The organism is Microbulbifer maximicatervae (SeqCode) (genome assembly GCF_052467695.1).
In genome coordinates, this window is the sequence record NZ_CP174320.1 from 4281031 (window position 1) to 4294223 (window position 13193).

At 45.8% G+C, this 13193-nt stretch carries 11 protein-coding genes; 3 read left to right on the forward strand and 8 right to left on the reverse strand.

The annotated features are described in order from the left end of the window. Window positions 1-110: 110 nt before the first annotated feature. From ACJJI8_RS18735 to ACJJI8_RS18745, 3 genes are all read right to left on the reverse strand, one after another. A complete protein-coding gene (locus ACJJI8_RS18735) occupies window positions 111-938 on the reverse strand; it encodes a DUF2059 domain-containing protein (RefSeq protein ID WP_444933346.1) in 828 nt (275 codons plus the stop codon). A 117-nt stretch (window positions 939-1055) separates the two neighbouring features. Further along, window positions 1056-1847: a penicillin-binding transpeptidase domain-containing protein gene (locus tag ACJJI8_RS18740; protein ID WP_444933347.1), complete on the reverse strand. Its 792-nt coding sequence runs from the start codon at window positions 1845-1847 to the stop codon at window positions 1056-1058. A 290-nt stretch (window positions 1848-2137) separates the two neighbouring features. Next, a complete protein-coding gene (locus ACJJI8_RS18745; protein WP_444927968.1) occupies window positions 2138-3040 on the reverse strand; it encodes a prohibitin family protein in 903 nt (300 codons plus the stop codon). 868 nt (window positions 3041-3908) lie between these two features. Here ACJJI8_RS18745 and biuH point away from each other — a divergent pair. Then, entirely contained in the window at window positions 3909-4631 is a 723-nt protein-coding gene (biuH, locus tag ACJJI8_RS18750; protein ID WP_444933348.1) for a biuret amidohydrolase, read from the forward strand. Between the two features lie 68 nt (window positions 4632-4699). Here the strand turns inward: biuH and ACJJI8_RS18755 are convergent, their stop codons facing one another. The 4 genes from ACJJI8_RS18755 to ACJJI8_RS18770 form a co-directional block, all read right to left on the reverse strand. Beyond that, window positions 4700-5221 carry a DUF4166 domain-containing protein gene (locus ACJJI8_RS18755; protein WP_444933349.1) on the reverse strand — a complete coding sequence of 174 codons (522 nt, stop codon included), beginning with the start codon at window positions 5219-5221 and terminating at the stop codon, window positions 4700-4702. Window positions 5222-5341: 120 nt separating this feature from the next. Further along, window positions 5342-6646, reverse strand: a complete 1305-nt coding sequence (locus ACJJI8_RS18760; RefSeq protein WP_444933350.1) for a S8/S53 family peptidase — start codon at window positions 6644-6646, stop codon at window positions 5342-5344. 257 nt (window positions 6647-6903) lie between these two features. Next, on the reverse strand, window positions 6904-8112 hold the full coding sequence (locus tag ACJJI8_RS18765) for an ABC transporter permease (RefSeq protein ID WP_444933351.1): 1209 nt from the start codon (window positions 8110-8112) through the stop codon (window positions 6904-6906). Further along, complete coding sequence (locus ACJJI8_RS18770) at window positions 8102-8839, reverse strand: ABC transporter ATP-binding protein (RefSeq protein WP_282932998.1); 738 nt, start codon at window positions 8837-8839, stop codon at window positions 8102-8104. Before ACJJI8_RS18770 ends, ACJJI8_RS18765 begins: the two co-directional genes overlap by 11 nt. 86 nt (window positions 8840-8925) lie before the next feature. On the opposite strand from ACJJI8_RS18770, the gene ACJJI8_RS18775 reads away from it, so the two are divergent. Beyond that, the gene (locus ACJJI8_RS18775; protein WP_444894019.1) at window positions 8926-9549 is read left to right on the forward strand and encodes a DUF3299 domain-containing protein; all 624 of its coding nucleotides are present in this window, start codon (window positions 8926-8928) and stop codon (window positions 9547-9549) included. A 51-nt stretch (window positions 9550-9600) separates the two neighbouring features. Here the strand turns inward: ACJJI8_RS18775 and ACJJI8_RS18780 are convergent, their stop codons facing one another. Next, a complete protein-coding gene (locus ACJJI8_RS18780; RefSeq protein WP_444927975.1) occupies window positions 9601-11826 on the reverse strand; it encodes a S46 family peptidase in 2226 nt (741 codons plus the stop codon). 630 nt (window positions 11827-12456) lie between these two features. On the opposite strand from ACJJI8_RS18780, the gene ACJJI8_RS18785 reads away from it, so the two are divergent. Next, entirely contained in the window at window positions 12457-13179 is a 723-nt protein-coding gene (locus tag ACJJI8_RS18785) for a DUF1826 domain-containing protein (protein ID WP_444927977.1), read from the forward strand. Window positions 13180-13193: the final 14 nt, after the last annotated feature.

The window sequence follows — 13193 nt, forward strand, 5'->3', positions numbered from 1 at the left end:
ATACCGCCTGCTTCCTTTATAGCTAATATGGATGCAGGCGGTAGGCCGAGAACCCCCTAAATATTCTATTTAAGAAGTATAAAGATATTCAGGAGCTCCCTATCCCATAATCAGTTCGCTTCGTTTTTAAGTATAGAAGCCATATCACCGGACCAACGGCCGATTACTTGTGTTAAAGCTTTATTAAGCCCTGCCATTGAAGAGGAATTGAATTTTTTAGCTTCTGGCTGGCTCAAGAACTCCTCATATTTCGCTAAGCTTGCATCGTCGAAGCCTTGATAAGTTTGCACGAAAGAGAGAGTAACAAATTGCTCAACATTTTGACGCATCTGGGGCTTCATTGCTTCCATTTGTGCCTTATAAGCATCTAGATTGATCTCTTGGCCGGGAGCCATCACTGCCATCACTGCGGAATAGACAGCAATAGCCGTAGAGGCCTGCATCTCCATCGCTATATCGGTAGCACCAACAAGCTGATCAATACGAGTTGCCATTTCAACGCGCTTTGTGTCAGCCATCAACTGCTGAGCATTAGCCATCAAACTCTGGAATGCCTCTTCAGAGCTTCCTTCCTCTTCAGCCTTGGTAATTTTCTTACCAATATCTGACTCATACCAAGCCAATAAAACTTCAACATCTTTACCGGTCAGAGAAGTACTCAGTGACGAGCGCACTTCATCCATAATGATGGATGGTAAAATTGTATTATCTGCACTTTCAAGAATCTTCTGCAGTTTATCCTGAGGAATTGGTGCACCCTGCTGTACGCCTTCTGCAAACCCAGATTTTACTAGCTCAGGAAACCCCTCAACCTGCTTGGTCAAACCCGATACAAGCAGAAGCTTATCCAAATTGGCTACTTTATCAGCAGCCAGGCATAATGAGCAAAAGGTGCTGATGAATAGAGCAAATATAACTTTTACAGCTTGAGTTCCCATAGGAAGCTCCATATGAAAGTGAATTTGATCGCCATTATGCCGATTGACTCTCAACAATCAATCAAAAAGCACTAACCATTGCAAAAACAGACGTACCACAGCTTCGCTATAAAGAGCCTAAATAACCCCCAACTCAGATAGTTTTTTTCTGGCAATTTCAATTCTTTTCTTTTGTACTTCCCGAAAACTATTGCCATCTATGTTAATCGCAAAATAATGAATATTGTTATTGGACTCTACAATTCCAATATACCAACCTAAAGCCTTATTCTTAGCTAATGGCCCTCCTCCTGTTTTTGCATATAACTTATAGGCATCGGTCTCCTCTACCAGCATCACTTCTTTAAATTTATCTATAGCTGACTGCGATACAGGTAATTGACCAGTAAATAAACGCTCCAAGAAGTTTACCTGCTCCAACGCTGATATTTTGATACTCTCATTGAGCCAGAAGGTATCAATACCAGACGAAGCATCCCGATTACCATAATTAAAACCTGCCAAATACTGATTCATTCTCTTAGCGCCGATCTCCGTTGCTAATTGCTGATAGATCGGAACCGCTGAATTTTGAAATGCTTCGCGAATCGTCAAAGGCCTTTCTGACCAGATTGTAGGCCACCACTCTTTAGCTGGGTATTTGTCATGATTATAGGTTAGCTCTTGTAACAGGTTCTCAACTAAACCCAAGTCAAGTGCAATAAGGGTATTGGGAACCTTAAAAGTAGAGAATGGTGTGAACTGCCTGGCTGCCCTCTCCCTATTAATTACCGTATATTCTGAGGTCCGACTATTCTTGAGCACAAAAGTACATAACTTGCTACATGAGCCCCCACTTTCTGCGATCACCGAGTTGCTGGCACCAAAAACCAATATTGCAGCAGTGATAAACCATATAAAGTGTTTCAACCGGAATCTCCTTGATTTAGAGTGCGTGATACCCGAGGAACATCAATAAATTTAATCAGGATATACCGGGTAATAAGCACACCGAAAAGTACCTTTCGGATATTGGGAGGAGTTAATTGGCAAGTCAAGTAACTACGAGACTAACAAACAGTCCTCATTAAGTAATGACTGTACCATCATTTAGAATTTAAGAAATACTGCCAACTGAACAAACTAGGTTTGGTGCTTCCTATTGATAAGCACCAAACCTTTTGTGTAAAAAGCAAGCAAAGCTCTAGCTTTGGGCTATCTTAATTTCTGCGGTCTGAGTTATTCCCCATATCCCACAGAATTGGCTGATCGCCACCCATAATAGTTGAAGGCATCTGACCATTCCATTGCTGCGCGCGGATATATTCAACCAAGGTATGGTTTCTGGCAATCGCATCAGCTTTTGCTTTAATCGCTGCAGCTTCCGCTTCCCCTTTCTCCAGAATCGCAAAAGCTTCCGCCTCGGCTTCTACACGAATCTTATGGGCTTCACCATCTGCTTTAGCTTTGGTGGCATCACGGCGCGCATTAGCAGTATTCACCTCACGTTGCGCTTCCAGCTTTTGACGTTCCAATTTATGCTTTTCGGCAGCCGCCAAGTTCAACTCTGTCTGCTTGGTTTCAATAGATTGGATGTACTTGGGAGGCAAGCTGATGCTCTCAATCTGTACATCTCCCAATTCCATAGGCAACCCCTTGGTTTCCTCCTCCAAGAGTTCCTCAATCCGTCGAATTGCTGCATTCCGGTTCTGGATAATCTGCTCTGCCTTGAATTCAGCCAGACCAGCTTTACTGGCGCTTCTCAGCCTGGGATCGAGAATCCGCTGTTCAAATTGTTCCAAACCGCCATATTGCTTATACAAATCTATGGCTGCACTGCGAGTTACCGTCCAGTTCACCGCGGTCACTGCTTTTAACGGCATTTGTTCTGCGGTGGCGGCATTCATCGTTTCAACATTTTTCCGGGTTCTCACTTCGATTTCGACCACATTATCCATAAATGGGACTTTCGTATGAATTCCGGGATCAACCTGTGAAACTGCCTTGCCAAATCGCTTTACGATTCCTACGTGACCCTCGTCAACCGTGAAAACTGTCCCCATGGTGATAGGGATAATCAGTAATGCAACACCAGCGAAAATTCCCTTCTTAAGATTTTCCACAAACTTTCCTTTAACTACTTACATCCAAAAACGGTTCTTAACTTCAAAGATGAATACAAAAGCGGGCATTTTTTAATCCCTATATTTCTTAATCAGATGGGAGTACCAAGTAAGCTCCGCTAAAATTCACTCAAAATGACCCGCAGGATGATATAGATAATTTTTCAATAAAAAAAGTATGACGCTTCACTTCCACATATCAGTAGAACAAACTCTTTGAACCGTAATATAGAAGTAAGCTTGAACTATCCAACCGTGATCTTGGGAGCCTCTGAATAACTCCATAATGCCTCTGCGGGCCTTGAAGGCTACAGATGTTAGGCGCAGCTCGCCGCGAATGGCTCGGTCCTTTGCAAGAGCTGCAACGCAGCAGCTGTGGCCTTCAAGGCCCGCCCTTCGGGGCTTGCAGAGCGATTCACACTCCGCGTTGCGACTTCTTGAAAGGTCTAGACATTCCTGCGAAGCCGCGCCTTGATTGTGAACCGCTCTGCAAGCCAGAGGTATCACGGAGTTATTCAGAGGCTCCCTTGTTTGTAGATATTTAGCGCACAATAAAATCGCATTCGCAATTTCATATGCTAGATATACGAATAAAAATCGCCTTTTAAATTTGATCAAATACTTGAAGAGAACCGTATACACAAAAATAGATGTCACAATATTTTTGGCCTTTCATGAATAAAAGATATAGGAGAGATACGCCTAAACCCACTACCAGATGAGCACTTATTACTTATGCAAATCCAGCTATGCCTCACCTAAGCAAGAATTGTGCGCCCGATAAAGCCTTGCCATTCAATCAAGCTCTCAATCAACGCTATTATCCATTAGCAATCACTTTCTCTATCAATAAGTAGAGGCCTTGACAATGAGCACTTCAGATTCATCGGACAAGAATGGCCCTGTCGAGGCCAACCCATACAAGTGGCCATATAATGGGGATCTCAGGCCAGAAAACACCGCTCTCGTGGTTATTGATATGCAGGTGGACTTTTGCAGCCCCGGCGGCTATGTCGACAAGATGGGATATGATCTGGAGGCAATGCGCAGGCCCATCGAACCCATCCAGCAAGTATTGAATGCGATGCGGGCAGAAAACTACCACATTATGTACACCCGGGAGGGACATCGCCCCGACCTTTCTGACCTCCCTCCAAACAAACGCTGGCGCTCACGACAAATTGCTGCAGGTATCGGCGACCCGGGACCATGTGGACGTATTTTAGTCAGAGGGGAACCTGGTTGGGACGTGATCCCAGAACTAGCGCCCAAAGCTGGTGAGGTCATTATTGATAAACCAGGCAAAGGTACCTTCTTTTCTACAGACCTCGGGCTAATACTCAAGCTTAAAGGGATCGATAACTTGATTCTCGTGGGCGTTACAACCGACGTCTGCGTACACACCACCATGAGGGAAGCAAATGATCGAGGATTCGAGTGCCTGCTTCTATCAGACTGCACTGGGGCTACCGACATCGGCAACCATGAGTCGGCTCTCAAGATGATTACTATGCAGGGAGGTGTCTTTGGCGCTCATACAGATAGCCATAAACTTCTGAAGGGACTAGCGGAAGCCTCTAATACCAAGTAAGTAAAAAATATATTGTAGTTGGGGAAGAGCTTGTTACTGAGATCGCTCTTCCCTAATGGCATTTTAAATCAAGCGGGCTCCGTAATTTTCAGATCGCCAGCATATGATAAAATGAACCCCACTAAAAACATGTGCACACTGACACTGAACTGATACTGCCCTTCACTCTCTGTTTCATAAGCCTTGACTTTGGGCCAAAGAAACTTTGGCAAAGGTATACCTAATAGCTTCGTTTTCGAAAACTGATATTCAAGTGCTCCGTCGACATTATGAGCGGTAAACTGCATTTCCAAAGGGCCGAGCCTTTCCACCAGGTAATTTTTTTCTGAATAAAATGATGAGCTCATCTTGAACCCATCGAAATCTCTCACCCAATCCATCCGATCGGAAAAGTGTCCACAATCAACAACTAACTGCGAACTTGAACTCGCCTTCGGGAATCTAAATATTGAACAAATAGTATTCGCAATAACCCCACCTCGTTTGACGACAACAGAACCCTCATACCTCTTCATCCCAGTGTGTGCAAATTGCAACAGTGGAGATAATTCATTGAATGAGGACCCCATATGAGCGGAAAGTATGTTCAATATTCACTCCTATTCCTATTCACTTCCTTTACCCACAGTACCATCTATACAGGTAACTGGCAGGCTGCAAATATTCAACCTGCCAGCGCACTCTCATTCAACTCGATGACTAAATCAAGCTTATTTGCTATTCGCTCTCAGAATAGCGCTCATAGCCCGGTGGGCGTCAACGAACCCAAGCCCGGTGTTGTGATCACCTAGCCAACTGCGGCGAGCATTATCTTTCAATGACTTGCTCACTAGTTGAGCAGCTTCTACCCTGCTAAGGCCGTAGTAGTCTGCCATTTCAAGGAGCAATAGGCTGACAGCCGCTAGTTGAGGAGCGGCAAAAGAGCTACCAGACTCAAAGTTTTGACTGGAAGCTGAATATACTGCATCGCCGGCAATAGCAAAGCTCTGCTTAATAGCCAAGGGGTTGTAACCCGGAACCGTCGCCGTAAGTGAGATCTCATTTGAGAATGGCTGGAGGTTGATTGCAAAAAACAAATTCTCAGCACCGGCCTGCCCTTCATTCTGAGCAAGGAATGCCCTGATTAAATCCAGGTCATAGGTAAAGAAGCTGCCGAGTGGCGGTAGTTCCAAGCGCTCTCTCACATCGGAGTTGTTATGCTCAAGATCCGTACCTGTATTTCCCAGTGACTTGGTAAAAATCTTACTTTGTAAAATAGCGGAAAGATGCTCTGCAAACTCTGGGTCTAGTTGGTCATTGGTGATATGGAATGCACGGCTCATATTGATCACACTAATGTCATCTCGATACCGCATATAGGCCATTGCATCATTATAAGTTTTGCTCTCAGCACTAACGGGTACAATAGTTGCCTTAGGGGCAATATCCAAAATGATATCAATTGCGGTGTTACCATGAAGGAAAGTAATGGGATCACCAAATGCAACTTCTGCTTCAATATTGGGATACTGTTCGCGCTGCTCTTGTAAGCGTGTCGGATCAAACAAATCAAAGACAGCAATTACCATACCCTCGCCATCAAAGCGCTTAGTCAAAATTTGCTGTTTCAGTTTATAACCGGGTACATGGGGAAGCAGTAACTCATTAATTGCCAATCTGAATAGATTCAGGTCGGCAATAGCGGCATCAAATTCCGGCCTGTATTGCTCCTGGTAATCTTCTGGCTGAAACGTGTACAGAAGTTCAGCTAATACAATAAATTCTGTGATTGACTGGCCCCACTTGTGCATCAGTAATTCTTCAACCATATAGTGGGATTTTGCCATCCCCGAGTATTGATCGAATTCAGCTGCCATATACTCTTCAATAATTGGAGTTACCGGCTCTTCCCAAGGCCAGGGGGTTAATTCTTTCACAATCTCTAAGGAATCTCTGGCCTGCTCAATATCTGGGGTTGAAGCAAATATATTGAGGCTACCCAGCAACATTAAGATTGTTAGTATTATCCTATTCAAAACTATTTCCTTGTCATGAAAAATTATTAGATAGTGTTTGTAGGCTGCTACAAGCCACGGGATATAAATAGTCCCAGTGACAGGAAAAGCTCGCAGCCTGGAAATAGGATCACGAATGGTGTGGAAAGGCAACAAAGCAAATATATATAGAAATTACAAAGCTAATATCGCCCATAAAATAAAAGATATTCGGTTACCTCTGACATCAAAATCTAGAGAAAGTCTTACTCTGAATTTGGCTCCGCCTCATCTTCTAGTCAATGCAGAAGATCACTATCCCCCAAAGACTGGCGGCATGCACTTATAGCGGGAATAGCAGCCACAATTAATGTGCTTACCAGTACTAAAGCTAAAAGCACAATCGTATGTTCGCCTATAACAACGCCGTCCAAATAGATTCCAAATTTATCTGTCAGAATTGGCTCAACCAGCCAGCCTCCCATTATCAATCCAGAAACAGCAATTGTCGCACCTAAAAGTAAAACCAAAAATGCCTCAGACTGGATCAATAGGAATAAAAACAAAGGGCCAGAACCTACAGTTCTCAGTAGTGCTATCTCCAGTCTGCGCTCGCGCATCGTGGAAAGTAGTAAGATACATAAGCCAAGTAATGCAGCCAAAACCACCATAGCTGAGACAAAAAATAATACCTTTTCTATACCACCGGATATCTGCCAAAGCTCCGATAGTGCAATGCTCGGCAATATTGCCAGCAGCGGCTCCTTCGAATATTCGTTTATTTTTCTCTGTACCTGAAATGTAGCTATAGGGGAATTAAGCCCGAGTAAGAAGGCAGTAATGTTATTAGGCACCAGATCATCGTGCTCCGCATCAGCACCATGAACGGCTTCCAGTCCCGCCAAGCTTACATAGAGTGCTCGATCTACTGGTGTACCAGTAGGCTTGAGTATGCCACTAACGATAAAGGGGTTTTCACCATGCTCTGTGAAGCGCGTTCCAACCAAACCGTGCGCCAGTGTGAGAGTGTCATCAAGTTGGTAGTTGAGTTCCCGAGCGACCTCCGTCCCCAATATGACACTAAAAGTATCGATAAAATTCTGGCCGGTTGATAGCTCCAATGGCCTCTTATTCCCATACCGATAGTGATCGAGAAATCCCGTTGAGGTTCCCACCACCCTGTAACCTTGGTGCGAATCCCCCAAGGATAGGGGTATCGCCCAACCTACCTGGGGTAAGTGAGAAAGTTCCTGGTAGCTATCCCATGAAATATGATTACTGGCATTCCCAATATGGAATACGCTGTATAACAAGAGATTCAATTGTCCCGTAGGCGCCCCAACAATAAGGTCTACCCCTGACACAGTTCGACTAAAGCTGTTTTTAGTATGGCTTCGCAACTGCTCGATCCCCAACATTAGAATCAAACTGATTGCTACAGACAATACGGCCAGTGACACACTACCCTTACGCTGCATCAGGCTTTGCCAAGCAAGTTTAAAAAACATCGGCTAAAGCCTCTGGTGCAGTGTCCCACTCGGGCCTAAGTTTCCAGGCAATATTTATTTCGCGCATATCCATAACCAGAGGGAAGTGTCGTTCCAAAGAGCTATCGTGGCTGACAAAGATCAGAGTGCATTTCTTTTGCTGACATGCAGTCATCAACAACTGGACAAAAGCATCTCTCGCTTCAGGGTCCAAAGCAGATGTAGGCTCATCAACCAGCAATAACTGCGGTTCATTGATCAATGCCCGCACGATTGCCACCCTCTGTTGCTGTCCGACACTCAAGCTGGCCACTTTCTTGGGTAAAATTTCCTCTCCTAAACAGAGCCCCGTTAGCAGCTCATTAACCCTGCCGCGAAAATCGCCACGGAAACCAGAAAAGTGGGTAGCGACACGAATATTGTCCTCCACACTCAAATAGGGAATTAGGTTAAAGCGCTGAAATACAACGCCAATATGTCTCGCCCTGAAGCGATCCCGCTTGCGCTCGCTCAGTTCATCCAACGATTGGCCTAGAACCTTTTGGCTCCCCGATTTTGTAACCAGAATGCCTGCCAGGAGGTTCAGCAGCGTTGACTTGCCACTACCGGATCGGCCGCGTAAAAACACCTGCTCCCCCACTGGTAGCGACCAATAGGGGACTTCTAAAACTGCCGGGCCTTTACGATAGGCGAAGCGCAACTGCTCCACCTCAATAGCAAGTTGAGGTCTTGTAGTGAAGGCATTCATCTTTTACCTCATTTACAGCATGGATTTTTGCAAACAGATATATAATGATATATCACATCATTTTGTATAGTAAATAAATCCGAGCCATGAACAGAACTCCCCTTTCGGCAGCCTGCACCCTGACCACCGCACTACTCACTGCTGCCTGTGACAGTCGAATTGAAACTCGTCCAATTTCGCCCCCAGTTGCAGAACATACTCAAGTCAAACAAGTAAGTATCAATTATCGCGAAGTCAGCTGGGAAGAGTTAATCCCGAAAGATGATCTGGATGCGTTACTCAACCCACCAGAATACATAGATGATATTGTTGAAGGCTCCACTGCCGACTCAATGCCTAACACATCAGCTATTGCCTCTACGAGCGAAAATGAAAGCCGTTACCAAGCCGCTTTGACTTCCACTCGAATAAAACCAGAGTTCGACAACCAACAGATACGTATTGCTGGGTTTATAGTTCCAATTGAATTCAATGACGAATTAACAATTTCCAATTTCCTTTTTGTTCCCTACTTCGGAGCCTGTATCCACCTGCCGCCCCCACCTCCAAATCAGGTTATCCATGGCAGTTTTTCTGAGGGAGTTCAAGTTGACGCTCTGTACGAACCTTTCTCTATAGAAGGGAAACTGAGAACATTGAAGATAGAAAGCGAGTTCGGAACTGCGGCTTACAGTATGGAAGTGGATAACATACAACCTTACACAGAATAATGTCCCCGGCGAGCGCTGCTCACCCGAGGACACTACTTCATCGATTGCCGGCTACTGGCCCATCTCCCGAACCAAGTATCCGGCCCCGTCAATATTCTCCATTACCCAGAGAATATAAGCGATATCGACATGAATCGCCCGGGTGCTATCGGTGAAGTCCCAATCAGCATTGATGCTATCGTATGTTCCGTCAAATACGACTCCCACCAGCTCGCCGCGACCATTCATTGTCGGAGATCCTGAGTTACCGCCCGTAATATCTACGGTACTTAGGAAATTAACCGGTACTGAATCCAGCTGCTTTTCATAGTAGCGGCCATAGTTCTTCTTATCGATCGCTTCCATCAAAGCCTTGGGAGCATCAAAGGGGTCCTCGCCGGTATACTTTGCCTTAATACCACGCAATGTTGTAAAAGGTACAAAGCCTTGTTTACCGTCATTACCATCTGCTGCCTCTTTAATTGTTCCAGCTGGTGGCTCATAGCCTTTAACCAGGCCATAAGTCACGCGAAGAGAGCTATTTGCATCCGGGTAGACCGGCTTACCTAAGGAGTGGTAATAATCTATCAGCATCTCCATATACTGTGGGCGCAATTGAGCGAAGCGCCCTTTCATGGACTCCTCATGCTCTTCACGGGCAAGCATATCATCGTACATGGCCACTGCCAGCTGGATAAACGGATCCTTGCTCTCTTTGAAGTCTTCGGGCTTTTTACCGATCCACGCTTCACGTACCTCGACATTGGAAAGCTCTGTTTCCTTATACATTTTGTCGAGAGTTGCCTCTAAGTCAGTATTGCCTTTGCCGATATTCAAGTAACGATCAAAGCTGGCTATACGCTGCTCCTTAGGGAGCGCCTGGTAACGGTCCAGGAAATAAAGCCAGATCTGTTTGTCGACTGATGGGTGATAGCTGCGTTCAATACGACGCATGCCCTCTGTGAATCGGGTCAGATCCCTTTCCTGATAACCCGGCTTGCGCTTAGCATCAGGTTTTTCGTTCTCTTTAGCCAAACGATACAGTTTGCTCGCGGAACCCAGCATAGCTGAACGATCCATATAATCGATGGCGAGATCCTGTTCACGGGTTGATTCTTTTTCTACAACCAGTGCCTCAAGGTCATCAATAGTAGACTGGTATTTTTTCTGGCGGGCTTTGTCTGAATCCACCCAGGCCTGCAAATCTTTTTCCAGCTTTTCTTTACGCTGCAATAGATCGCTACGCTGGTATCCCTCCATCATGCCGGTAAAGTTTTTAGAGTAATTATTCAAGCCTGCCACGAGACTGGCATACTTTAACTCTGCATCTTTATTGTCGGCGGTAGCCGCACCAATCGTTTCTGACCACTCACCCAATACCCGCTGCATGTTTGGGTAATACCAATTAAAATTACTTTCCACTTCCTGGGCGGTGCGATAGCGATTAGTGCGGCCAGGGTAACCGGCAACCATCACAAAATCGCCTTCCTTAGGGCCTTTTGCCGCTACGGGCAGGTAGTGCTTGGGCTCGTAAGGGACATTATCTTTGGAATAATCAGCCGGTTTACCATCTTTGCCAACATAGGCGCGGTAGAAAGCGTAATCGCCGGTATGGCGAGGCCACATCCAGTTATCGATATCGCCGCCGAATTTGCCAATCGAAGACGCCGGCGCATGAACCAAACGCACATCGCGGATTTCCAGCTGCTTAACCAGGTAGTAATTCAAACCGCCGTAGTAGCTATAGACCTCACAGCGATGGCCCGGATCTTTTTCACACTCGGAAACCAGCGCCTTCTCCGCTTCTTCGATTGCGGCAAAACGTGCAGCACCATCCATCTCATCTGTCAGGCGTTCGTTAACCTTGTCCGTTACTTCGTTCATTGCAACGGTGACGTAGACGCGGGAGCCCGGTGCAGCAGGCAGCTCTTCAGACAAATCTCCGGCCAGGAAACCTTCAGCCAGTAAATCCTTGGATTCAGTTGAATTGTATGAAATTGAACCGTAGGCGCAGTGGTGGTTGGTAATCACCAATCCCGTGGGAGAGACAAAGGAAGCAGAACAGTTTCCCAGGCTGATCACCGCGTTCATTGGAAATTCGGTAAGCTTGGTCATGCTGGCTGGGTCCAGCTCCAGGCCATGAGTCCGAAGCTCTTTGGACAGCTCAGGCAACTGGTGAGGTTGCCACATGCCTTCAGTTGAAACACTCTCTTTCTCTGCAGCGAGACTGGCGCAACTCGCTCCAGCAAATAACGCAGCAGTTGCAACCCCGTAAACAATAGAATTATTGATCTTCATATTTACTCAGCAATATTTAAAAAATAACAGGTTAATTTTGGGTACTTCCCAACGCTAACCCTGTCTTTTCCGGTACACCGAAAATTCACTCATAAACACGGCAGGCTGACAGAGTAACACACCCTCCCCGGCTGCAGGCCGGCACGAAGCTGCACCCCTAGCTAAATCCTGCCAATCATTGCCATTATTTCCCTGGCTCCTCCACTCAAGTGGGATAAACCATAAACACACAATTGATACACTATATCATTTTAATCCAGTCAAATCTGAGCAAAATGTGAATTACGACGACAGCAAGAAAGAAATCTGCGATAAACAGTTTTGCTGCTAAAAAGAACATCGCCGAATAATCTACTTGCGCCAGGCAGTGGTCAATACGTCTCACCAAGGTTCCTTCCAGCTATCAGAACTCCTGATGAATTCGGTCTTCAAGCTTGATTCACCCCAATGTTGGAGGTTGCCAAGGCCGACCATTCTCAATATGATATGTTATAACATCACCTACATTAAGGAGTGGGTAGTGCGAGTGAGGAATTTAGGTATTGCAGCGCCCGCCACAGCAGAGAGCAAAGCAATTAAAGCCTCTGAAAATAGTGTTTATTAGCCGAAGTTACTTAATTGGAGATTAGCTTGAGCCTGACCGACTTTACAGAAAGAAGCCATGAGACACTTATCACACAAACTCCAAGTGCTGAACTGGCTCCGAAAGAAGAAGGACTGTCAGAGGCAGACCTGCCAAATATCCGTCGGGCCGTATCTGCAGATATTGGAGAAGTTTTAACAGATATTTTCCAAGCTGATATCAATATGGCCATCTGGCAACGGGAACTGCCCAGTAGCATAGCCAGTGATTGCCGCACCCTCTTAAATAGTGGTGTACACCCCAACCGCCGGATTCTGCTTCCCACCACCAAGATTGACCGTCTCGCTGAAGTATTACCGGAGCTTAAGCCCTACCCGCACCTATGTGCTGATATCCAGCTACTGGCAGATATGTTCAGTTACCTATTTGAGCTAAGTGGAGTCGGTATTCGTTTAACAACCCTGAACGGTGCAATGTGCCCCAAGTTTCATGTAGATCGGGTGCCCTGCCGATTGATTACGACATATTTAGGTACAGGTACAGAGTGGCTGACTCCAGACTCTATTGACCCAAATACGCTCAACTTAAAGGCTAACCAGGAATTCCCTCCAACTTCCATCAATCACCTGGCATGCGGCTCGGTTGCCCTTCTCAAAGGCGAACTCTGGGAGGGCAATGAAGGGGCCGGTCTAATCCACCGCTCGCCGAGTGTCGAGCCCGGCCAACTGCGACTGCTACTCACTTTCGATTTCGGGTCCGCCGACGAGTAACTAGCGTGCACTTG

What these genes read in the sequence shown, in the direction of transcription:
- ACJJI8_RS18775 (WP_444894019.1), top strand. Translation starts at nt 8,926, where the DNA reads ATGAACAGAACTCCCCTTTCGGCAGCCTGCACCCTGACCACCGCACTA.
- ACJJI8_RS18780 (WP_444927975.1), bottom strand. Translation starts at nt 11,826, where the DNA reads ATGAAGATCAATAATTCTATTGTTTACGGGGTTGCAACTGCTGCGTTA.
- biuH (WP_444933348.1), top strand. Translation starts at nt 3,909, where the DNA reads ATGAGCACTTCAGATTCATCGGACAAGAATGGCCCTGTCGAGGCCAAC.
- ACJJI8_RS18770 (WP_282932998.1), bottom strand. Translation starts at nt 8,839, where the DNA reads ATGAATGCCTTCACTACAAGACCTCAACTTGCTATTGAGGTGGAGCAG.
- ACJJI8_RS18735 (WP_444933346.1), bottom strand. Translation starts at nt 938, where the DNA reads ATGGGAACTCAAGCTGTAAAAGTTATATTTGCTCTATTCATCAGCACC.
- ACJJI8_RS18765 (WP_444933351.1), bottom strand. Translation starts at nt 8,112, where the DNA reads ATGTTTTTTAAACTTGCTTGGCAAAGCCTGATGCAGCGTAAGGGTAGT.